The sequence below is a fragment of the Chitinophaga varians genome, assembly GCF_012641275.1.
Taxonomy (GTDB): domain Bacteria; phylum Bacteroidota; class Bacteroidia; order Chitinophagales; family Chitinophagaceae; genus Chitinophaga; species Chitinophaga varians_A.
This window is the reverse complement of record NZ_JABAIA010000003.1, coordinates 1,445,666-1,467,310: the sequence shown is the minus strand read 5'-3', so window position 1 is coordinate 1,467,310 and position 21,645 is coordinate 1,445,666. Positions and strand designations below refer to the sequence as shown.

The window sequence follows — 21,645 nt, the reverse complement described above, 5'->3', positions numbered from 1 at the left end:
CCTGCATATTCCCAGGACTACGTTGAATGAGCGCACATCAGCCTACATATAGGGTTTCATTTCTTCATCGATGTCTTTGCGGAGGTCCATCAGTTTTTTAGCATAACTCTCCATACTGATCTCATTGGCCGTACGCGGTGTCCATTTGGGCACCGGTATGGTTTTGCCATTATCATCTACCGCAGCAAACACCATAACGCAGTGCGTGGTCTTCTGTTTGTGCTGCTGCCGGGGATTACCGGCAAAAACGTCAATGGAAATATGCATGCTGGTATTACCGGTGTAGATGATAGTAGCGGTAATTTCCACCAGGTCGCCAATGGCAATGGGCTTAAAAAAACGAATGCCGCCCACATATACCGTTACCGCATATTGTCCGCTCCAATTGGCTGCACAGGTATATCCCGCCTGGTCAATCCATTTCATCACAGATCCGCCGTGTACTTTACCGCCAAAGTTAACGTCAGAAGGTTCGGCCAGGAAACGCAGGGTAATGGTATGGTAAATAGAGTCCATGTAGTTTGATTTGTGGCACTAATGTAAAACAGAAATAGAAAAAGCGCGCAGTGATTTTTTCATCATGAAAAAAATCGCTGCGCGCTTTGTGTTAAGAGAACGGGTAGAGGACTATTCGCTTTTATCGCCGCCGCCCATTTCGCCGTTATTGTCTTTTCCGGACTTGTTGTTCTTACGTTTGAACAGGTTATAGTCCATTTTTCCGAAACGCCAGGTGGCATTGAGGCGTAGCTCGCGGCTGAGGCGTTTGCGGTAGTTTTCTGTTTCGGAGAAGGCGGTAGTGGTATAACTGAGATTACGGTCTGAATTAAAGATGTCGTTCAGGGTAAGAGAAATAGACAGTGCTTTATTCTTCAGCATATCTTTTTTGACACCGGCGTCAATGGAGTATTGCGGTTTCCGTTCGCCCTGCGGCAGGATCTGGCGGGATTCATATTCGCCGGTGATCTGCAGGGTGAGGTTCCACGGTAGTTTGGTATTGCTGTTCAGCTTACCGAACCAGGTAAAGCCTGAATTGCTGAGGTTATCTCCCTGGTTGCCGGCATTGATTTTTGTCTGCGCCAGGTTGACGTTGGCCGTAAGGTCCCAGTCTTTGGTAAGCTGGCTTCTTACGGTAATTTCAGCGCCATAGGAATTGCGTGTGCTGGCATTGATCGGGTAAGACAACAGCACCCTTTGCGTTTGTCCGTTCAGGTTAAGGGTGGTATCTACATAAAAATCAGTGATGGCATTATCGGTGTTGCGATAGTACAATGACACCAGTACGTTGTGCTTGTGGGCAATGTCTTTCAGGTAGGACAGCTCAAAAGAATTGGTGAACTCCGGGCGCAGGTCGGGGTTGCCGCGACTTGCATTCTGTCCGCTGTAGTCAATGGTAGGCAGCAGATCGCGGAACCATGGCCGGCGTATACGGCGGCTGTAGTTGAGCTGCAACTCATGGTCACCTTTGAATTTCTGTGACAGGAACACGCTTGGGAAAAGGCTGATCGGGTAGTTGATCTTGTAAGATGCTTTGTCGCCGAAGCGGGTTTCACCGTTATAGTTGGACTGCTCCGCCCGCAAACCCGCCTGGTAGCCGAAGTTGCCCTGCGAGCCGGTATAGCTCACATATCCGGCGTTGATCTGTTCCTGGTAGTGGTAGTTGTTGGACAGTGCTGAATCGATGGTGAAAGTACCACTGGGATAGTTCTGTCCAAAGGTATTGGTGTAGTTGTCGAATTTGCGGGTATTGGTGCGCAGGCCCATTTCTATTTTTGATTTATCAGAGAAGGGGCGCACATAATCTATTTGTCCGGTGATGTAGGTGGTTTTACCATCACCGTTGCTATAGCGGTTCTGCGGCTTTACAGGGCTGTTGATCGTATCCCCTTTCAGGTTATAGTATTGCAGGGAATACGCGGAGCTGTTGTCACTGGTCGCGTAGTTGTAGGTAAAGTCGGCAGTCAGTTCTTCGCCTTCGCGTGCAAAGGTGTGTTTATAGCCCAGCTGGGTGGTATAGTTACGGAACCCGTTTTTGCTGTTGTTGATCCCTGTGCCGTAGCGGACCAGTTCCCGGTGGATGTCCATTTCGTTCTGGGTCTGGTCGTTGTAGCGGTTGAAATTACCGCCGGTAAGGCCTTCCGAGATGGTAAGGGTGTTGCGGTTGTCGATGAACCAGTCGAAGCCGATGCGGCCTGTCTGGAAGTTGCGATAGAAGTCGCCGTCCTGTAGCTGGTCTGTGTAGGTAGTGGTATCTGCCAGGATATTTTTCCGGGAGATGCGGCTGGTCATGGGTGACTTACGGTTACGGGTGCCGTAGTTGACGAAGAAATTGAATTTCTCCTGCCGCAGGTTAAAGTCGATGCCGGTGTTGGTGCTGCCAAGAGAGGTTACGCCTGCACTGAGCTGCCCGTTGATACCTGCTTTTTTATTTTTTTTCAGGACGATGTTTAAGATCCCGCTCATTCCTTCCGCGTCGTATTTCGCCGAGGGGTTGGTGACCACTTCGATGTTGGCGATGGCGTCTGCCGGGATCTGGTCGAGGGTGAGGGTAGTGGGACGGCCGTCCACGAAAATGGTGGGGGCGCCGTTACGTACGCTCACGTTGCCGTCGATGTCCACGCTGACGGACGGTACTTGTTTCAGTACGTCCGTGGCCGTGCCACCGATGCTGGCCAGGTTCTTCTCCACATTAAACACCCTTTTGTCGATGGCCATGGTAAAGGCCGGTTTCTCGCCTACCACGTTGACGGCCGCCAGGGACTTTACATTAGGCCGAAGTTTAATATTGCCCGCATCAACACTGGTGCTTTGGGTGTTGAGCTGTACCGGTTTGAAGAAGGCTTCATAACCGATGAAATTTATCTTCAGGATATATTTACCGATAGCGAGATTTTCAAAATTAAAATCACCGTTGGGTTTGGAGAGCATGCCGGTGAGCACGGAAGAGTCTGGGCGTAACATGGCCACAGAAGCATATTCCACCGGTTTGCCGGTCTGAGCGTCGAGCAGTTTTCCGTAGATCGTTCCGGTATTGGCAGCGGGAGGTTTGGTGCCGTGCTGCTGTGCCGTCAATGCCAGGTTAAACAAGAACATCCATCCTGTCAATAGCAATACAACTTTTCTCATAATTTCTTTTACTAGCGTCCAACAATTTATAGCGGCGGTAAATTTAGTTTTAATGAAGGAAGAAAATCACTTTTTTAGGATGAAAGGTGTGTCAAGATCCTCTACAGTAACATGTTTGAACTTCAGAATCGCGCAGAATTCTTTACAGGTAATGGTTTCACAAAGGGTGTGCCTGAAAATCCACGAGTGTTAATTAGTGTTAAGCCTGCTGTGTGGTGTTGAAAAGGTGATGATGATCAAACCAAAAATCATACGTTAATTTTTGGTGATAAAAAAGCGCAGATAATTGTTTTATGATTTCGATGGTAACAGATAGGTACGTATCTTTACAGCCAGCTGTTGCGTTATTTTAATTTTTTTATATGCATAAGGATTACCGACCGGACTGGGATATTTACACGTGCCATATTGAAGAAAGTCCAGCAGTAATAGGCCTTGACCTTGATCTGAGACGATTTGCACCATTGAAGGAGAAGCCGAATGCCATATATATTACGGTATACCTGAACAATCCCCGGGAAGACGGGTTTCCACAGAATGATGAATTCGCCATCATGGGCGAGATAGAAGACAGCCTGGTAGAACAGCTGACAACCAATCTGGATGCGCATTTTGTGGGACGTACCTTTTCCAATGGTGTGCGAGACTTTTATTTTTATACAGGCAATCTGTTGCTGCATGATAAATTCATTGCGGATGCAATGATCAAATTCCCGGATTACCGGTACGACTACGGTGTAAAGGAAGATAACAACTGGGAACTTTATTTCGACTTCCTGTTTCCCGACGTATATGAATTCCAGCGTATCCAGAACAGGAAAGTATTGCGGATGCTTCGTCAGCATGGCGACATGTCTGAACGGGAACGTCCCATCGAACACTGGATACACTTCCGTACAGAGGAAGACAAAACGGCCTATTGGGAACATATCCGTGAGAATGGTTTCGAGATCGCGCATGATATGAAGAACGACAATCCCGAGTTTCCGTTTAAATTATGCGTCTCGCGATCGGACAAAGCCAGTGAGGCCACTATCGACAGTGTGGTCATGACGCTCTGGGAGCTGGCACAACAGGTGAATGCAGAATATGACGGCTGGGAAACCAGCATTGTAAAATAAAAAAAGCAGGGATGACACCATCCCTGCTTTTTTGTTTATTTCCTGAGCAGTCCTGACAATAGCGAAATGAGAAACAGTACCAGGAAAATAAAAAACAGTATTTTGGCAATGGATGCGGCGCCGGCAGCGATACCACCAAAACCAAAAATGGCCGCCACAATAGCCACAATAAAGAATATTAATGCCCAACGTAACATAGCAGAAGGTTTTAAGGTGAACAATATATAATAGTGGTTGCAATAAACTTTCTTATCCATTCTGCTTCATTCAATTATTATTCCGGTCCAGTACAATAATTGCATTACACGCAATCCCAAATTTTTTTAATATACTTGTCACCTTCGATAACCCTTGAGGACGGAACTAAAAATATTAACTGCTATTTCTGTTACCTGCTGGCTCCTTTGCTGGTGCCAGATCGCGTTTGCCCAGGACCAACCGGTGACGGACACGACGCCTAAGCGGGGCAACGGCCTCATGAAAAAGATAGGGGAATACCGCGATTCACTGCGAAATAAAGAGTACCGTCAGTCCTTTATACGCCGTATTACCAAGCAGGACGTACAGACGCCCGATGTGGACATGGACAGCGTTATTACCAAAAGTGAGGCATATTTTACCCCGTTTGTGGGAAAAGTCATCAGGAACATCTACTACCGCCAGGTAAAGGTGTTCGGTCCCCGTAGCATCAACGATACCACTTTTACCACCAGCATGAAGCTGATCCACCTGGCCAACAGGCTGCACTTCGATTCGCGGGAGTGGGTGGTCCGCCAGTCGCTGTTTTTCCGCGAAGGCACCCGGTTGGACCCCTACGAGCTGGCGGATAACGAACGTTACCTGCGTAACAGGCCTTTCTTCTCTGATGCCCGTATTCACGTCAGGAACGGCAATCCGGACTCCGATTCCGTGGATGTGGAAGTGGTTACCAAGGATGTATTTGAATACGGTGTGGACCTGTCGCAGTTCAGCGCCACTAACATCAAGACCCGGGTATCCAACAACAACCTGCTGGGAGCAGGGCAGGCACTGCAGGCAGGCTTCCAGTGGCGCAGCGACTATTCACCCACCTGGAACACAGAAGCCCGTTATACCAAATATAATGTGCTCGGTTCTTTCGTAGACCTTGGAGTAGGGTACTCGACGCTCAATATTACCACGCCGCTGGACACCAACGTATACGAGGGAACAATATACCTGTCCCTCAACCGGCCATTGTACCGCAATGCCGCCAAATGGGTGGGGGGCCTCATGCTGGCCGAGAACTGGTCCATCAATATCCTGGGGAGGGAACAACAGACCATCGACAGCCTGCTTTACCGTGATTACCGCTACACCGTTATCGATGGCTGGGCAGGTTACAACTTCATCAATAATTACGGGCATAACGGCAGCAGCAACCAGAAGCCTAATTTTGCGGTGCTGTTCAGGCACTTTAACCTCAATTTCTCCAGGATGCCCGAGCAGGACACCTTTAAAAGGGACCCGGTGTATAACGACCACCGGTATTACCTGCTGGAGTTCCAGGTGTACCGGCTGGACTATTTTAAGGCGCACCAGTTCTTCGGCTTTGGCAGAACGGAGGATATTCCGCTGGGGTATAATCTAAAAGCCGCTACCGGCTGGGAAACATGGCGTGACAGGCGCAGGCTGTATACCGGCCTTGAGGCGCAGAAATACTGGACCACCAGAAGACAGGGCCTATTTAATACGACCGTCGGCGTTAGTACCTTCTGGCAGGGAGGCGCCCTGGAAGATGCCGTCATCCATGCAAGGGCGGAGTACTATAGCCGGCTTTTCTCTATCAGGAAATCCCGTTTCCGCCAGTTCGTTAACCTGGACTACCTGGAAAGTCCCAATCCTTTTTTCTACAAGCCGCTTAATATCAATAATGACAATGGTATCTGGGGATACCGGAATACCAAGCTGAATGGTTACCAGCGCCTGAATTTTGGCTCTGAAACCGTGTACTACAGCCCATTACGGTTCCTCGGTTTTAAGTTCAACTTCTTTGCTTCGCTGCAGGCGTCCATGATCACCGCCAGAAATGACAACCTGTTCAGCAACCCTGTGTACCTGGGAATAGGAGGTGGTTTCCGGATCAAAAACGAAAACCTTTCGCTCAACACGATCAAGGTGTCGGGGTATTATTTCCCGAATGCGCCGGTGCTACAGCCCAAGAGCATGGTGGAAATTACCACCATCGTGGATTTCCGGTTTGATGTATCGGCGCTGAAGGCTCCTGCTTTCCTGAGTTTTCGCTGATGACTGTTAACTGAAAAAACGAAGATATATGGAATGGAAAAACAGACTTACTTCCCTGCTGGGCATTGAATACCCTTTTATACAGGCGCCCATGCTGGGCATTACAACACCGGCGATGGTTGCTGCCGTTAGCAATGGCGGCGGCCTGGGATCGCTGCCGGTAGGCGGCTTGCCGCCTGAGCGGGTAGCTGCGCTGATAGCGGAAGTAAAAGCGCTCACGTCCAGACCGTTTGCCGTAAACCTTTTTACTTATGAAATGCCGGCAGTAAACCAGCAGGAGCAGTTTGATCAGATGCAACAGTTCCTGCAACAGCTGTATAAAGCCAACAGTCTGACCGTGCCTGCGGTAGCTTTTGATGCCGTGAAAATTTATTCCTATCGTGAACAGTTGCCCGCCTTGCTGGATGCCGGCATATCATTGGTGAGCTTCACCTTCGGTATACCGGACGAGGCCAGTATCGCGTTGTTGAAAGAAAAAGGCTGTCTCCTTTTAGGTACCGCCACGTCTGTAGAAGAGGCCGTAGCATTGGAGGCGGCAGGTTGCGATGTGGCAGTAGCGCAGGGTATTGAAGCCGGTGGCCACCGCGGCTCATTTTTACCAGGGCCTCTGCCGCAGGTGGGCACTATGGCGCTGGTACCACAAATAGCCGATCGTATTGCCCTGCCTGTTATTGCTGCCGGTGGTATTGCCGATGGCCGCAGCGCGGCCGCCGCTTTTTGCCTCGGGGCCAGCGGCGTACAATGTGGCAGCATATTGCTGAGAAGCCCGGAAAGCGCTGCCACGCCTCATCATAAAGACAAGGTCGCCACTGTCACGGACACGGGCACACGTATTACCCGTGCGTTCTCCGGCCGATGGGCGAGAGGCATTGCAAATACGCTCATGGATGGAATAGAGGCGTCCGGACTGCCGCTGAACGTATACCCCGTACAGGATGCCCTGACACAGGCGGTGCGGAAGGTGGCAAAGGAGCTGGATGATCCTGCCTTCATCGTCATGTATGCCGGACAGGCGGCGCAGATGGCGAAAGCGTTGCCGGCAGCAGAAATCATGGAAGCGCTGCGGATGGCCGCAGAGAAAATACTGGCCCCGGGAACGCAGCGTTCCCAGGGCTGAAGCCCCTGGAAACAATAGGTTCACTTACTTCCGGGATATGCCCCTGGTTTGGGCAATGTTGTGTCCAGGTTTCGAACCACGAGACTATCATACATAAATGCCCGGACTTACTTCAATAAAGAACCAGAACACAACGTAGCCCAGGGCTTCAACCCTGGGACGAGAGGTCAATAAACCCGTGTAAAAATGCCCGGATAATCTTTCACAATGCCGTTTTCATCTACCGGCAACTCTGCCCGGAAGCCACTGTCACCATTTTCGTAGAGATATAGGTGGTTGTCCATTTTGGTGTAGTACTGCTGTAGTTTCTGCAGTTCAAACTCCGGTAGTTTAATATAGAGCATATTCAGCAGCTTCCTTTCTCCATGGTCAAACTCCAGTCTCCTTATAGGCAGCGTGTTGGTGAAAGGCGTCAATGAAATATCGATGTCTGTGCAGTCATCAAATGCTTCGATGTGATTCCCGTCTTTATCAAACCAGTGGCCGTTCAGGTCTGACGTCAGTTTGAGTGCTGTGGGCTGAAGGCCGTCCCGTATGATATGAAAGGAGGATACTTTCCATTCCGGCGTGATCTCGATCTCGTATTGAATAGAGAAAGGCTCCGCGTCTGTGCAGCCATTGATAATCCCTTTGACCACGCTGTTGTGTTCCTGTTTTGTCACCGTTAAAAATTCCGTTGCCGGCCATTTGGTGGCCTGCCATACTACTGGTCCCATGATTATCTTTTTATGGTGGATGATTTAATTTGAATGATGACGCTTTTGGATGCAGGCGTGTTGCTTTTATCGGCCACGGTGTCCACCGGTACCAGCACATTGGTTTCGGGGAAGTAGGTGGCGGTGCATCCTGCCGGGATATCATAGGCGACGATGATAAACCCGGGGGCCACACGCTCCGTTTGTCCGTGATAGTTATAGAGGTCTACTACCTGGCCGGCCGTAAACCCTGCCCGGGCGATGTCTTCCGGGTTCATGAAGATGATACGTCTTTCGTGGTGTACACCGCGATAGCGGTCGTCCAGTCCGTAAATGGTAGTGTTGAACTGATCGTGGCTGCGGATGGTCATCATCAGGTATTCCTCCGGACGAAGCGGTGTTGCCGTCACCGGCGCCACATTAAAATTGGCTTTTCCGGTGTAGGTATTGAACTGCCCGACCCTGGAGCCGTTAGGCAGATAAAATCCACCTGGGTGGCGCACACGTTTATTATAGTTATCGAAACCGGGAATCACTTTTTCTATTGCGTCCCGGATATGATCATAATGTTGGGCGTATAGTTCCCAGGGTACTTTGCTTTGTGCTCCCAGTATGGCCTGGGCCATTTCGCAGACGATCACCGGTTCACTTCTCAGATGCTCAGAGATGGGATGCAGATTGCCTTTCGACATCTGTACCACGCCCATGGAGTTTTCGCAGGTGACAAACTGTTGCTGTTGCTGTTGTATGTCTTTGTCGCTGCGGCCAAAGCATGGCAGTATCAGTGCTTCGTGGCCGTGAACGAGGTGGCTCCTGTTTAATTTCGTGGATACGTGTACGGTAAGGCGGCAGTTGCGTAGCGCCTGGGCCGTATAGGCCGTATCCGGCGTAGCGGAGAGGAAGTTGCCGCCCATGGCGATGAACACTTTGGCGTCGCCGCGGTGCATGGCATGGATGGCATGTACTACGTCGTAGCCGTGTTTATAGGGCGGTTTGAAACCGTATACGGTTTCCAGTTTCTGCAACAGGGCGTTGCCCGGTTTTTCGTATATGCCCATGGTCCTGTCGCCCTGTACGTTGCTATGGCCTCTCACCGGGCAGGTGCCGGCGCCGGGCTTGCCGATACTGCCTTTGAGCAGTAGCAGGTTGACGACCTCCCGGATAGTGTCAACGGCATTCTTATGCTGGGTCAATCCCATGGCCCAGCAGGCGACTATCTTTTGTTTATGCATCAGCGCGGCGGCAGCCTCTCGCAGCTGTTCTTCCGAAATGCCGCAGGCGACGGAAAGGTCGCTCAACCGATGCTGTCGCAGATGCGCTATGTATTCTTCATACCCCGATGTATTGCTGCCGATAAATGAATGATCGAATACGGTCCCGGGATTTTTGTCTTCTTCTTCCAGCAGCAGGAGGGCCAGTGCTTTTAGCAGGGCCATGTCACCATTTATTTTTACCTGTAGGAAGATATCGGTGAGATGGGTTTTTACCTGTAGGACGCCTTTTATGGTCTGCGGATTGAGGAAGTTGAGCAATCCTGTTTCCTTTAAGGGGTTGACCGCAATGATGGTAGCGCCGTTGGCCTTGGCCTTTTGCAGGGCGGTAAGCATCCGGGGGTGATTGGTGCCGGGGTTCTGGCCCAGGATAACGATCACTTCTGCCTGATGTACGTCTTCAAGGGTAACAGACCCTTTGCCGATGCCTACTGCTTCGCCGAGGGCCACGCCGCTGGACTCATGGCACATATTGGAACAGTCGGGCAGGTTGTTGGTGCCGAATTCTCTTACCATCAGCTGGTAAAGGAAGGCGGCTTCATTGCTGGTACGGCCTGATGTGTAAAACACGGCCTCATCGGGACTGTCTAGCTGATGCAGCTGCTCCGCTATCTTACGATAAGCTTCCTCCCAGGACACTGGTGTATAGTGGGAGGCGCCGGGAGCGAGATACATCGGCTGCGCGATCCTTCCTTTTTTACCGATTTCATAGTCAGAGAGTTCACCGAGGGAGGCTATACTGTTGGCTGCAAAAAACGCAGGGTCCAGCTTGCGCGTTGTGGCTTCTTCTGCAATGGCCTTAGCGCCGTTTTCACAATATTCCGCAATAGGGGAGCGCTCATCGTCGGGGTCCGGCCATGCGCAGCCGGGGCAGTCAAAGCCGTCTTTCTGGTTCAGTTCCAGCAACGCTTTCATGGCCCTAAATGCATTCATCGCTTCCAGCACATGTTTCATGCTGGAAACCACCGCCGGGATACCGGCAGCTACTGTGGCCGGTTTGGTGAGTTTGAGCCCGGTGAATCTCACGGGAGTGAACTCAGTATGTATCGCCATTTAGTTTCCTCATTTTAGCCTGGTGAGACAGTCAGCATCTCCCCGGCAATCTACGTATTTATCCTTGTTCTCCGATGGAACAGCTGTCATCCTGTGAACCGGCATCAGGTGTATTGGTTATACCGGTCTTCTTTCAAAAATCCGATCAGGGTGATGTTCCATTCGGCAGCCATTTTTACGGCCATGCTGGAGGGGGCGCCAATAGCGGCGATCATAGGGATGCCCGCCATTGCTGCTTTCTGGACCAGTTCAAACCCGGCCCTGCCACTGAGGAGCAACAGGCTTTGTTGCAGCGGGAGTTGTTGCGTCAGTGCAGCACCAATGATTTTATCAACAGCGTTATGACGGCCTATGTCTTCACGCAACAGCTGTATCCGGCCGTTGCCGTCTACCAGGGCGGCGGCGTGAAGGCCGCCGGTATGCTGGAAAAGCGCCTGTTGCGCCCGCAGCTGTTCCGGTAGCTGTGAAATCCATTTGCCGGGAACACGCCGCGCGGAATGGCTAACGTTAACGCCTGTATGAATATTTTCAATGGAGGATTTACCGCACATGCCGCAGGCGGCCGTTGCCTGAAAATGACGCTGGCTTTTATCGAGAAAGGGCACGATCTGTTCCCTCAACCCAACGGTAGCCAGGCTGCCGCCGGGTGTTTCAGTCAGTGTCACCTGTTTGACAGCGGCGGCACCCGGAATGATGCCTTCGGTAAACAGGAAGCCGGTGGCCAGTTCTTCATCCTGGCCCGGCGTACGCATGGTAACAGCAACGTTCTGTTGCCGGCGGTTATGGGTAGGGCCATGTTCCAGCCTTATTTCCAATGGTTCTTCCGCTGCCAGGATATCTTCGGTATCGGTTTCTCCAGTGGCGGTGACTTTTTTTATACGGGTATGAACAACAGCATTTGTCATGCTTAAAATTACACTTTCACGATCATCTTACCGCTGTTTTGTCCGGAAAATAATCCCAGCAGGGCGGCGGGCAGCTGATCAAATCCTTCGACAACGGTTTCTGTATATTTTATTTTGCCGGCCCTGATCCATTCGCCCAGCTGTTGCACCCCTTCCATGTAGCGGTTGGCGTAGTTACCGATGGTGAAACCCTGCATCAGCACACTGAATTTGATCAGCGCGGGCTGTACGCGCGGGCCCATGGGCACTTCAGTGGTGTTGTATAAAGCTATCTGTCCGCAAACGGGGATGCGGGCAAAAAAGTTCAGGTGTTCCATCACGGCATCGGAAATCTCTCCGCCTACATTGTCGAAGTAGATATCTACGCCATTGGGACAAGCCGCTGCCACGGCCGCGCTCATCTGTGTGTTGCCCTTGTAGTTGATGGCAGCGTCGAAGTTAAAGTCACTGGTGAGCAGTTTTACTTTTTCCTCGCCGCCGGCGATGCCTACCACCCGGCAACCTTGTAGTTTGGCGATCTGTCCTGCCACAAGTCCTACTGCGCCGGCGGCCCCGGAAATAACCACTGTTTCGCCGGGCTTGGGCTTGCCTATGTCCATAAGGCCAAAATAGGCCGTCAGCCCTGGCATGCCTAATACGCCGAGGTAATAGGTGGGAGGAATACTGCTGTCTATCTTGCGCAGATGGTCACCGGAGAAAAGCATGCCTGTGGCCCAGGGGAGGAAGTTTTTGCCGCCGCTGGGCATCACCAGGTCGCCGGGGGAGAACCGGGCGTCTTTGCTTTCCACGACGGTGGCCACGCCGCCGCTTTCTATCGGCTCCTGTACTTTGAAAGGGGGGATATAGGAGCGGGCGTCGCTCATCCGGCCGCGCATGTAGGGGTCTACAGAATAATAGAGCGGCTGAAGGAGCACTTCGCCCTCAGCAGGGGCGGGCAGTTCCACGTTTACTGTTTTAAAGGTATTGGAAGATGGCATGCCTTCAGGCCGTTCGTTCAAAAGAATCTGTTGTACTTTCATGAAAACGGATTTATGGTAATATCTTTTCTTAACGGGCAAAAAACAAGTTTTGTTTAATCCTGCTTTTCAATATACACCTCCTGATGGGAATTATCGGGTAATAATGTATTTTAGGGCCGTAATTAACCACTAAACCCTAACTGTCTATGCGTTTGGATGATGAAAGATTAAGTGACAATGTCGAGAAGCGTTCCGGAGGCGGAAAGCGCACACTGATTGGCGGCGGTATCGGCGGCGTCATCGTCATTGTGCTGGCACTGTTGTTTAAACAAGACCCCAACCAGGTAAACCAGGTACTGCAACAGGTGCAGGGACCGGGTGGCACTGAGAAAGCCGAGAAGCTGAGCAAAGAGAATGCTTCTGCTATTGAATTGTTTTCTTCCAAAGTACTGGCCAGTACGGAAGATGTATGGACCGACGAATTTAAGCGCCTCAATATGCAGTATGAGCGCCCTAAAATGGTCCTGTTCGAGGACGCCACCACCTCCGGTTGCGGTTCCGCAGAATCAGCCATGGGACCGTTCTATTGCCCGGCCGACCGTATGGTGTACCTTGACGCCTCTTTCTTTAAAGAGCTGGAAGACCGTTTCGGTGTAAAAGGTGATTTTGCCAAAGCCTATGTGATCGCACATGAAGTAGGGCATCACGTACAGAACCTGCTGGGCATCAGCCGCCAGGTGCAGGCCGCCCGGAGCAGACTGAGCGAAACGGAATACAATAAGCTCTCCGTCAAACTGGAGCTGCAGGCCGATTTCCTCGCGGGGCTGTGGGCCAACCATGCTCAACAGATGCGCAATATCCTCGAAGCAGGGGACATTGAGTCGGGCCTCAACGCCGCCAGTGCGGTAGGTGACGATAAATTACAGGAAGCGGCCACGGGCCGTGTGGTACCCGATGCCTTCACGCATGGCACCTCCCAGCAAAGGATGTTCTGGTTCAAAAAAGGATACGATTCAGGTGATCTCTCACAGGGAGACACGGGTATCGGCCTTGGACAGGCAGGAAAATAATTCAGACAGTATATAACGTACAAAATAGCCCGGGACACAAGTCCCGGGCTATTTTATTATAACTCCAGCATTTCTTTTGCCAGTGAGATCATGTGTTCATCGCCGGTATATTTGCCTTTCTCGTCCGATAGTTTGACGACCGGCGTCCAGCGGGGCGCATCTTCGGGGAGGGCTTCATACATTTTCACGACAATATTGAGCGGGGTGAGCCCCACATCGTTGGTGAAATTGGTGCCGATGCCAAACGACATACCGATTTTTCCCCGGCAGTGGGCCGCTATGGTGGCCACTTTCTGATAGTCGAGGCCATCCGAGAAAATAATGGTTTTGGAAAGCGGGTTGATGCCTTTGTCCAGGTAATGACGGACCGTTTCGTCTGCAAAGTGCAGCGGGTCACCACTGTCATGACGGACGCCGTCAAACAGTTTGGCGAATTTTTTATCGAACTGTTCAAAGAAAACCGGCGTGGTATAGGTATCGGAAAGCGCGATGCCCAGGTCTCCGCGATAAACCTGTACCCAGTGTTCCAGCCCCAGCATATTGGCCATCTTGAAACCGTATTTGGCGGCATGGAACATGAACCATTCATGGGCGTGGGTACCCACGGGCTTTACCCCGTTGCGCATGGCCAGGTGTATATTGCTGGTGCCGATAAAGGTGTTGCCACCATACTGGCGAAGCGTTTGCACCACCAGTTTCTGAACGGCCAGGGAATGGCGCCGCCGGGTGCCAAAGTCGGCTATGGTGATGTTCAGGTCTTTATACCGTTCTATTTTTGTGCGCGTGATCTCCACAACCTGTTCGTCCGGTACGCGCTGCTGACCGGTAGCTTCGTAGTAAAGCTCACATATCAGCGACATTAGCGGCACCTCCCACAGGATGGTACGATACCAGTATCCGTCGGCATGTACCTCCAGCTGGTCGCCGTGTTGGGCGATATGTATTTCCGCAGGGTTGTACCGGTAGCCTTGCAGGAAATCCAGGTAGGTAGGATCGAGGTAGGGACAGGTAACAGTGAGGAAGTCTTTTTCCTCCTGGCTGAGTTGCAGGTACTGCATATCATCTACCGCCTGCCGCAATAGTTTGTCGAACCCCGGAGGAAAAGCATGTTTGCCGCGATTGATGAATTTATAACGGGCACGCGCCTTCGGAAACAGTTTAATCACGCAGTGCTGCATGGTGAATTTATAGAAATCATTGTCCAGGATGGAATTCAGCTTCATAATAATCTGCGTTTTATGTGACAATTATACCATATTTTTGCGCTCATAATCATATCCATTAATAATGAAACAGATTAAAGTAAAGTTTGCACTTAACCCACAAGAAACCGTTTTATTCAAAGTAGACGGATCGTACCTCAAAACAAAATGGCAGGCAAAGCCAGGAGCCCTGTGCCTGACCAACGAAAGGATCGTCATCGAAGGTAAATCAATGACAGCGTTCTTACTGTTTGGCGTTATCGGCTGGTTGTTGACCCGGAAAAAAATTCACAAGGAATTTCCTTTATCAGACATCACCAACTTCAGCAGAGGCAAGCAGGGATTCAACAAGAAAGTGGCCGAATTTGAGCTGCTGGACGGTTCTACCGTACGGATGGCCATTACCGGCAAATGGGAAGTGTTTGAAGCAGCTTACCATAAAGCGATGATAGATGTAAAGCCTTTGTTCTCCGTTAACTAGCTTACAGCTTAGTACCACAATATTTACAGTAGTCCGCATTCGCATCGTGTCCTTCACGCATGCAGTGCGGACATATTCTGTGGTCCACGTCGTCCTTGTCTTTCAGCCGGCTCATTTCCACCGTCACAATGCCTGTCGGCACCGCAATAATTGCATACCCCATAATCATGATCAGCGCCGAGAATGCCTGTCCCAGCGGCGTAATGGGGGCAATATCACCATATCCCACGGTGGTGAGTGTTACCACGGCCCAGTAAACGCTGACGGGTATACTGGTGAAACCGGAATTATGCCCCGATTCTATCACATACATGACAGAGCCCAGCACCACGGTCAACAGCAGGATAAAGAAAAGAAAAACAGCGATCTTACGCCGGCTGTGCTCCAGCGCCAGCGCCAGCTGTTTGCTTTCATTGAGAAAAGGCACCAGCTTAAAAATCCTGAAAATACGCATCAGGCGCAGTATCCGGATGGCCAGCAGGAAATGCGCGCCGCCAAAGATAAACTCCACATAGGTAGGCAGCACACAAAGGAGGTCTATCAATCCGTAAAAACTGAAGATATAAGCCTTGGGCCGGTAACTGCACCATATCCTGAACAGGTATTCCAGGGTAAAAAGAATAGTGAACACCCACTCCAGCAGCGTAAATATCCGGTCGAACCGTTGTTGTATGCCCGCCACGCTTTCCAGCATCACAATCATTACACTGAACAGGATCAGCAGCAGTAGCATGATATCAAATGCCCGGCCGGCAGGCGTGTCCGCTTCAAAGATGATATTGTGCCAGCGTTGCTGAAACGGGGTTAATGTTCTCTGGTCCTGTTTTGCCATGCGGTGATATTATGTTGGTTCAACAATTATCAGGGTATTTATGTTTATCTTTTCACGTCCCCCGCAAAAACCATGTCAGATCGCCTTAAAACCAACGGCTTAAGGAAAAGTATATCCGTTGGCGTTAGCCATGGGGAAAATGGCCGGTCGTTTCCAATAGTTCCTTATCTTAGCTGCTATGCTTACAGAAATATTAATCAATTTATTTGAGCGGGACCTGAGCCGCCTGGAAGACGAAATCGCCGCATATGACTCGGAGGAAGCCATCTGGCGGGTGCCGGAGGGGATTAAGAACTCCGCCGGCAACCTGTGCCTGCACCTTTGCGGTAACCTGCAGCATTATATTGGCGCCAATTTGGGCCAGAGCGGTTACGTCAGGAACAGGGAACGGGAATTCAGCGATAAAAACGTGCCGCGGCAGGAACTGCTGGCACTGGTGGGCGTTACCCGCCGTGTAGTGCTGACCGTTATCGTGGGCCTTACCCCGGAAACGCTGGATAAAACTTATCCCGAGCGGGTGTTGGGGGAGATGACCACCACCAATCATTTCCTGGTGCATTTGTATGGACACCTCAACTATCACCTGGGGCAGATCAACTACCACCGCAGGTTAACCCGATAGCCTATGCAACAGCCGACGTTCGCGCAGCGGTTGCTGCAGGTGTACCAGCAGCTGAAGATGCTGATTTGGCCGTTTATCGGGCTGGTGACCATGGTGCTGATACTACGCAGTATTTATAGCAGGGAAGAGGTTTATTTTTATGTAAACCGTTTGCATACCAGTTGGGGCGACTGGCTGTTTCCCCGTATCACTGAACTGGGAAGTACGGCGGCCTGCGTGGTGCTGACCGTACTGTTGTTTTATTTTAATAAGCGGCAGGGCATTGTGTTGGCAGCTGCCTATCTGTTTAATTCCATGGTCAATTTTGCGCTGAAGTTTACGGTCGCTTTCCCCCGGCCACGCCGTTTTTTTGTGGAGCGGCTGCACGATATCTATTTTGTGCCGGGCGTAGAAGTACTGGATAACTTCAGGAGCTTCCCTTCGGGGCACAGCGTATGTGCGTTCACGGCAGCCACGGTGTTTTCCTATTATGTAAAAAACAAATACTGGTCGCTGGTATTTCTGTTACTGGCAGCCATGGTGGCTTATTCCAGGATGTATATGAGCCAGCATTTTCTGGAAGATGTGACCGCCGGCGCTACAGAGGCCGTGTTGCTGACCATATTGTGGATTACCCTGATAAAAGATAAAGCCCCGGCCAATTGACTTAGGTTTCCTGTAACAGTATCTGGTAAAGCAGGCCTGGTTTAAGTTCTGCTGTGTCTATTCCGCCGGTGTATGGCGAAGGGGGAGGCGTATGCCTGTAATAAGTTGGTGCGGGCGTATAACGTGCCCAGATAATTTCGTAACCGATGTAAATGGAAGTACTGCCTTCCTGCACATGATCGGTGTGCCCCAGCTGCCGCTCATCGCCAGGGGCGATATTTTCAATGATGCGTATGCTGCTGGTAGTGCCCATGGGAGTACGCACGATCTGGCGGGTGGCCACTGTCACAAACCGGTGTGAGGACATGTTGCGGATATTACGCAGGTACCTGGAAATGGTAAAGGTGCTGTTGGAGACACTGGTGATGGTCACGTCTGCAAGGGCGTCGTCTCCTGCCGGCGGTGCCGGCAGCGATGGCACAGCGGGTATGGCCAGGCGGCCGATCAAATAGACTGCGTATGCTACCACACTGACAATCATACAAAAAAGGACCAGTACAAAGTACATAAGAGGGTTAAGGTTAAGTCGTACCGGCCAAATATACTACGACTTGACTCTCCAAATGTAAATCTGATGTTAACGTGCTGTTATTCGATAATATTATTTTCAACATAACAGATATAGAATTAACATCACTGCTTTTTTACCGGGATTAACAATTGACTCACAAAAAAAACAGAAAGAAACCCCCAATTTTGCCTGACGTTTTTTTTTAGGGTGTTTGTAACCTTGTGCTGTCTTTAGTTTTATTAAGTTTAGTAAGTGTCTGTATTACCCCTATTTTTATGAATATTTGGTTGTTACCGCTTCCGCACAAACGGCAGTCGTGCTACATGCGTGCAGGTAATAAGCAGGTGCCGGGAGGGTATCGCTATTGCTGGCGTTGAGCCCGTATAGCCTGTATGGCTATTGGTGGTTAACGGCCAAAGAAAGCGATGCTCAGCCCGGCGCTGTGCCATTGTGTGTTGTAGTAAGGTAAAATAACCGTAGAGGCGTGCTTGTTAGTATCCCTGAATAATTTGCGTTGTATCCACGGATACACCCAGTACGCTGCTTTGGTGCTAAGGATACCGAATCCGGCGCCTGCCACCACATCACTGAACCAGTGTTTATTGTTGTACATTCTGAGTGCGCCTGTTGCGGTAGCGGCAGCATAACCTGCGATGCCGTACCAGGGGGAAACATCCTTGTATTCCTGGCGGAGAAATTCGGCCGTAGCAAAAGCTGTTGCCGTATGTCCGGAAGGAAAGGAGAGATTGTCGCTGCCATCCGGGCGGGTTTCGTGTGAGGCATGTTTCACCAGCTCCACAGAGCCGGCCGTAAACACCGCGGAAATACCCAGAATAATGGTCCTGTCGCGGAAATTGTGTTTGCCATGCACACCGGCGGCATTGAGCACGTATACGGCAGCTGCGGGCGCAAACTGCAGATAGCTGTCCACCGTGGTATGAAACCCTGAATGGTCTTCCTGTATTTCTTTATTGGTACTGTGATTGAGATCGGAGAGCGGATGCCATCGTAAGGCTGCCACGCCATAACCGATCATCACTACGGGGACCACCAGGCCGGTGGCCGTGGTGCGGAAAGCCGGTGCTGGTGCAGGCTTTATCTCCAGGTGAAAAGAGTCCTTAACGGTAGCAGCGAGGGAATCGGTCTGTAACTGGGCCTTTACAGGGCTGGTCATGGCGCCCAGGGCCAGGCCAGTGGAAAGTATCATCTTTTTCATGCATCACTCCTTGACCTTCCAAATGTAGAAGGCAATTCTGGAGGAATTCTGTACTTGTTATTCACCGCCGCGATCAGTTGTTTTGGACAGGATCATCTCAGCGGTCTGTTTCGTATAGCGGTTATGGAAAATAAAGGTGATCAACAGCCCCAGCACACAGCCGGTCAATACGGACAGCACCCTGCCCACGGCCGTGTCCCACAGATGTGCGCCCGCTTCATGCGTCATTACGATGATGGTGGCCGCCAATGCGGTACGGGTAGCAGCTTCCAGGTTAAAAAGATTGCACAGCACCACCGTCACGCATACGGCCACGCTCATGGTGATCAGCAGGTTAGGATGACATAACAGCAGCAAAAAACCCGATATCGCGCCAATCACATTGGCCTTGATGCGTGTAACCGCCAGGGTGAGAGCGTCCGAACCGTCCGGAGATAACACCAGCATCACAGAAATCAGTACCCATACAACATCCGGATAATCGAGCAGCCAGGACAGGAACAAGACCACCAACACGCCACTTATACATTTGGCGGCATAGATCAATATCCTTTGAATGCGTGTTCTGTTCATCATTTCACAATGTTATGAATTTTGTTACATATACCGTTAAACATATATGTACAGTATTGAAAATAGATTCCCTACCTTTGCCGCTATTTCGTTAACCAATTGATAACCATGAAACTGCGGAAACTATGCTACGTCGTGGCCGTCGCCGGGTCGTTGCAATCCTGTATCAAGGATGCACCCATGAACCCCGAGGCCGACATTGAAACATTTACCCTCGACAAGAGCCAGCTGACAAGTGATGTATTTATTGACCAGGCCAATAGCACCATCAGGCTGTACCTGACACCTGAAGCCTATGCTACAGGAATTGCGCCTAAACTAAGCCTCTCCACCGGTGCTACGGTCACGCCGGCATCCGGAGACTCGATTCATTTTGATACCGGAATACACCAGTACGTGGTAACGTCTGCCAACGGTCTTAATAAAAAGACCTATAAAGTGGAAGTTGTCAACGTAGGCTACTGGAAGTGGGACTTTGAAAAATGGATGATCAACGACGATTTCAAATATCAATATCCCATTGATGAGGACAGTGCCGTTACATGGTCTTCCGGTAACCCTGGCATTGCCTATTCCGGGGTAGATGAAGACCCGATGGCATATCCGCTTCGTGCCACCACCGACGCTTACCACGGTAAATATGCAGCAGAGATGGTGACGCGTGAAGGTACCGTGCTCTCTGGTTGGGTAGGCATTAAACTGTTTGCCGGATCGATGTTCCTGGGCGTATTTAATATTGAGAATGCGTTTGCCAAACCACTGGAAGCCACCGAGTTTGGACAACCCTATAAAGGACAGCCGCTTCGTTTCACCGGTTACTATAAATACAAACCCGGAGCACAATACCAGGACAAAGCCGGCAAGATTATTCCGGGTATGATCGATTCCTGCGCTGTTTACGCGGTATTGTATACCGGTACCACCCGGCTGAATGCGACCAACATCCACAGTTCAGACCGCATTGTGGGCACGGCCTACCTGCCTGATGGTTCCGCCCGCGAAAACTGGACCCGCTTCGACATTCCTTTTATGATGAAACGAAAAGTTGACGGCAACGAGAAACTGATGATGGCCATTGTAGCCTCTTCCAGTAAAGACGGCGACAACTACAAAGGCGCTATCGGCAGCCGCCTGGTACTTGACAGCCTCGAAATTGTTCACGAATAAAGACCCTTCATTAACCGATGAATATAAAAACAAAAGGACTGCTGGCCGCTCTGTTATTTGCAGCCGGACAGCTCTCCGCCCAACAAAGCGATAAAGAAAAATCAGACTTTCAGCCTCACCTGGAACACCGGATCATGGCCGGATTTAATTTCGGCGCCACAGCACCGGTAGGCCTGCCCAATACTATCCGGAAAATAAACAGCTACTGGCCGGAATTCAGTCCCTCGCTGGGTTATGAGCTGGGCTACCGCATTACGCCAAAATGGGGCGCTGCTGTGGGTGTAAAGCTGGACTATAAAGGCATGGGCACCAAAGATCAGGTACTGTATTTTCCTACCATCATCACCACTGAAGATGGTGGTACCTTTGCCGGTGACTTCTCCGGTAAAAACCAGACGACTGTCCGTAATGCCTATGTGGTATTTCCGCTTAGCGCCACGTTCACGCCCAATAACAAATGGCGTTTCAACCTGGGTGGTTATGCCGCGTGGCTGTTCAGCTCCAATTTCTATGGCACTGTGTCAGACGGTTATATCCGCAACGGTGGCCCTACCGGCGGGAAGGTAGTCATCGACCATGCCACTTTTGATTTCGGAACAGATGTCCGCAAATTTGATATCGGCCTGCAAGGCGGCGCACTACGCAAGGTAGGGAACAAGCTGGAAGTGATGGGTAATCTGAACTGGGGCCTGAGACCTGTATTCGCCAGCGAATTCAAAGGTCTGGACTTCCCGTTGTATAATATCTATCTGACACTGGGAGTGGCTTATAAAATCTAACTGTATAAAGAGATAACGAAAGCGCGAAGACACCTGTC

21 protein-coding genes are annotated in these 21,645 nt (G+C 50.7%); 9 read left to right on the top strand and 12 right to left on the bottom strand.

What is annotated here, in order from left to right; all coding sequences use genetic code 11:
• Window positions 1–42: 42 nt before the first annotated feature.
• Together HGH92_RS28595 and HGH92_RS28590 are read right to left on the bottom strand one after the other, a co-directional pair.
• Window positions 43–516, bottom strand: a complete 474-nt coding sequence (locus HGH92_RS28595) for an acyl-CoA thioesterase (protein ID WP_078672521.1) — start codon at window positions 514–516, stop codon at window positions 43–45.
• Window positions 517–627: 111 nt separating this feature from the next.
• The gene (locus tag HGH92_RS28590; protein ID WP_168874229.1) at window positions 628–3,123 is read right to left on the bottom strand and encodes an outer membrane beta-barrel family protein; all 2,496 of its coding nucleotides are present in this window, start codon (window positions 3,121–3,123) and stop codon (window positions 628–630) included.
• A 362-nt stretch (window positions 3,124–3,485) separates the two neighbouring features.
• Here HGH92_RS28590 and HGH92_RS28585 point away from each other — a divergent pair, with 362 nt between their 5' ends.
• Window positions 3,486–4,244 carry a DUF695 domain-containing protein gene (locus HGH92_RS28585; RefSeq protein ID WP_168803542.1) on the top strand — a complete coding sequence of 253 codons (759 nt, stop codon included), beginning with the start codon at window positions 3,486–3,488 and terminating at the stop codon, window positions 4,242–4,244.
• 35 nt (window positions 4,245–4,279) lie between these two features.
• On the opposite strand, the gene HGH92_RS28580 is transcribed toward HGH92_RS28585, so the two are convergent.
• Entirely contained in the window at window positions 4,280–4,441 is a 162-nt protein-coding gene (locus HGH92_RS28580) for a DUF1328 family protein (protein ID WP_078672524.1), read from the bottom strand.
• A 154-nt stretch (window positions 4,442–4,595) separates the two neighbouring features.
• On the opposite strand from HGH92_RS28580, the gene HGH92_RS28575 reads away from it, so the two are divergent.
• Both HGH92_RS28575 and HGH92_RS28570 read left to right on the top strand, forming a co-directional pair.
• Complete coding sequence (locus HGH92_RS28575; RefSeq protein WP_168874228.1) at window positions 4,596–6,509, top strand: hypothetical protein; 1,914 nt, start codon at window positions 4,596–4,598, stop codon at window positions 6,507–6,509.
• 28 nt (window positions 6,510–6,537) lie between these two features.
• Complete coding sequence (locus HGH92_RS28570) at window positions 6,538–7,626, top strand: NAD(P)H-dependent flavin oxidoreductase (RefSeq protein ID WP_168874227.1); 1,089 nt, start codon at window positions 6,538–6,540, stop codon at window positions 7,624–7,626.
• 167 nt (window positions 7,627–7,793) lie between these two features.
• On the opposite strand, the gene HGH92_RS28565 is transcribed toward HGH92_RS28570, so the two are convergent.
• The 4 genes from HGH92_RS28565 to HGH92_RS28550 all read right to left on the bottom strand — a co-directional run bounded on the left by HGH92_RS28565 (window position 7,794) and on the right by HGH92_RS28550 (window position 12,569).
• On the bottom strand, window positions 7,794–8,342 hold the full coding sequence (locus tag HGH92_RS28565) for a putative glycolipid-binding domain-containing protein (RefSeq protein WP_168874226.1): 549 nt from the start codon (window positions 8,340–8,342) through the stop codon (window positions 7,794–7,796).
• Window positions 8,343–8,344: 2 nt separating this feature from the next.
• Window positions 8,345–10,645, bottom strand: a complete 2,301-nt coding sequence (locus tag HGH92_RS28560; RefSeq protein ID WP_168874225.1) for an FdhF/YdeP family oxidoreductase — start codon at window positions 10,643–10,645, stop codon at window positions 8,345–8,347.
• A gap of 104 nt (window positions 10,646–10,749) precedes the next feature.
• Complete coding sequence (gene fdhD, locus HGH92_RS28555; RefSeq protein ID WP_168874224.1) at window positions 10,750–11,550, bottom strand: formate dehydrogenase accessory sulfurtransferase FdhD; 801 nt, start codon at window positions 11,548–11,550, stop codon at window positions 10,750–10,752.
• Between the two features lie 8 nt (window positions 11,551–11,558).
• On the bottom strand, window positions 11,559–12,569 hold the full coding sequence (locus HGH92_RS28550; RefSeq protein ID WP_168874223.1) for an NADP-dependent oxidoreductase: 1,011 nt from the start codon (window positions 12,567–12,569) through the stop codon (window positions 11,559–11,561).
• Between the two features lie 146 nt (window positions 12,570–12,715).
• On the opposite strand from HGH92_RS28550, the gene HGH92_RS28545 reads away from it, so the two are divergent.
• On the top strand, window positions 12,716–13,579 hold the full coding sequence (locus HGH92_RS28545) for a neutral zinc metallopeptidase (protein WP_168874222.1): 864 nt from the start codon (window positions 12,716–12,718) through the stop codon (window positions 13,577–13,579).
• Window positions 13,580–13,635: 56 nt separating this feature from the next.
• Here the strand turns inward: HGH92_RS28545 and pncB are convergent, their stop codons facing one another.
• Window positions 13,636–14,826 (bottom strand): nicotinate phosphoribosyltransferase, encoded by a 1,191-nt coding sequence (gene pncB, locus HGH92_RS28540; protein WP_262888819.1) that lies wholly within the window; start codon window positions 14,824–14,826, stop codon window positions 13,636–13,638.
• Window positions 14,827–14,866: 40 nt separating this feature from the next.
• Between pncB and HGH92_RS28535 the strand changes: the two genes are divergently transcribed.
• Window positions 14,867–15,262 (top strand): PH domain-containing protein, encoded by a 396-nt coding sequence (locus tag HGH92_RS28535; RefSeq protein WP_168874220.1) that lies wholly within the window; start codon window positions 14,867–14,869, stop codon window positions 15,260–15,262.
• Between the two features lies 1 nt (window position 15,263).
• Here HGH92_RS28535 and HGH92_RS28530 read toward each other — a convergent pair whose 3' ends face one another.
• Window positions 15,264–16,094, bottom strand: coding sequence for an ion transporter (locus HGH92_RS28530; protein WP_168874219.1), 831 nt, complete (start codon window positions 16,092–16,094; stop codon window positions 15,264–15,266).
• A 178-nt stretch (window positions 16,095–16,272) separates the two neighbouring features.
• Between HGH92_RS28530 and HGH92_RS28525 the strand changes: the two genes are divergently transcribed.
• Both HGH92_RS28525 and HGH92_RS28520 read left to right on the top strand, forming a co-directional pair.
• A complete protein-coding gene (locus tag HGH92_RS28525) occupies window positions 16,273–16,716 on the top strand; it encodes a DinB family protein (protein WP_168874218.1) in 444 nt (147 codons plus the stop codon).
• 3 nt (window positions 16,717–16,719) lie between these two features.
• A complete protein-coding gene (locus HGH92_RS28520; protein ID WP_168874217.1) occupies window positions 16,720–17,361 on the top strand; it encodes a phosphatase PAP2 family protein in 642 nt (213 codons plus the stop codon).
• A gap of 1 nt (window position 17,362) precedes the next feature.
• Here HGH92_RS28520 and HGH92_RS28515 read toward each other — a convergent pair whose 3' ends face one another.
• The 3 genes from HGH92_RS28515 to HGH92_RS28505 all read right to left on the bottom strand — a co-directional run bounded on the left by HGH92_RS28515 (window position 17,363) and on the right by HGH92_RS28505 (window position 19,664).
• Window positions 17,363–17,869, bottom strand: a complete 507-nt coding sequence (locus HGH92_RS28515) for a hypothetical protein (protein WP_168874216.1) — start codon at window positions 17,867–17,869, stop codon at window positions 17,363–17,365.
• 409 nt (window positions 17,870–18,278) lie between these two features.
• Window positions 18,279–19,088, bottom strand: coding sequence for a phosphatase PAP2 family protein (locus HGH92_RS28510; protein ID WP_211092771.1), 810 nt, complete (start codon window positions 19,086–19,088; stop codon window positions 18,279–18,281).
• A gap of 57 nt (window positions 19,089–19,145) precedes the next feature.
• Complete coding sequence (locus HGH92_RS28505; RefSeq protein ID WP_168874215.1) at window positions 19,146–19,664, bottom strand: FUSC family protein; 519 nt, start codon at window positions 19,662–19,664, stop codon at window positions 19,146–19,148.
• A gap of 105 nt (window positions 19,665–19,769) precedes the next feature.
• On the opposite strand from HGH92_RS28505, the gene HGH92_RS28500 reads away from it, so the two are divergent.
• Together HGH92_RS28500 and HGH92_RS28495 are read left to right on the top strand one after the other, a co-directional pair.
• Window positions 19,770–20,828 (top strand): PCMD domain-containing protein, encoded by a 1,059-nt coding sequence (locus HGH92_RS28500; RefSeq protein WP_168874214.1) that lies wholly within the window; start codon window positions 19,770–19,772, stop codon window positions 20,826–20,828.
• Window positions 20,829–20,845: 17 nt separating this feature from the next.
• The gene (locus tag HGH92_RS28495) at window positions 20,846–21,607 is read left to right on the top strand and encodes an outer membrane beta-barrel protein (protein ID WP_168874213.1); all 762 of its coding nucleotides are present in this window, start codon (window positions 20,846–20,848) and stop codon (window positions 21,605–21,607) included.
• The last annotated feature ends 38 nt before the right edge of the window (window positions 21,608–21,645 follow it).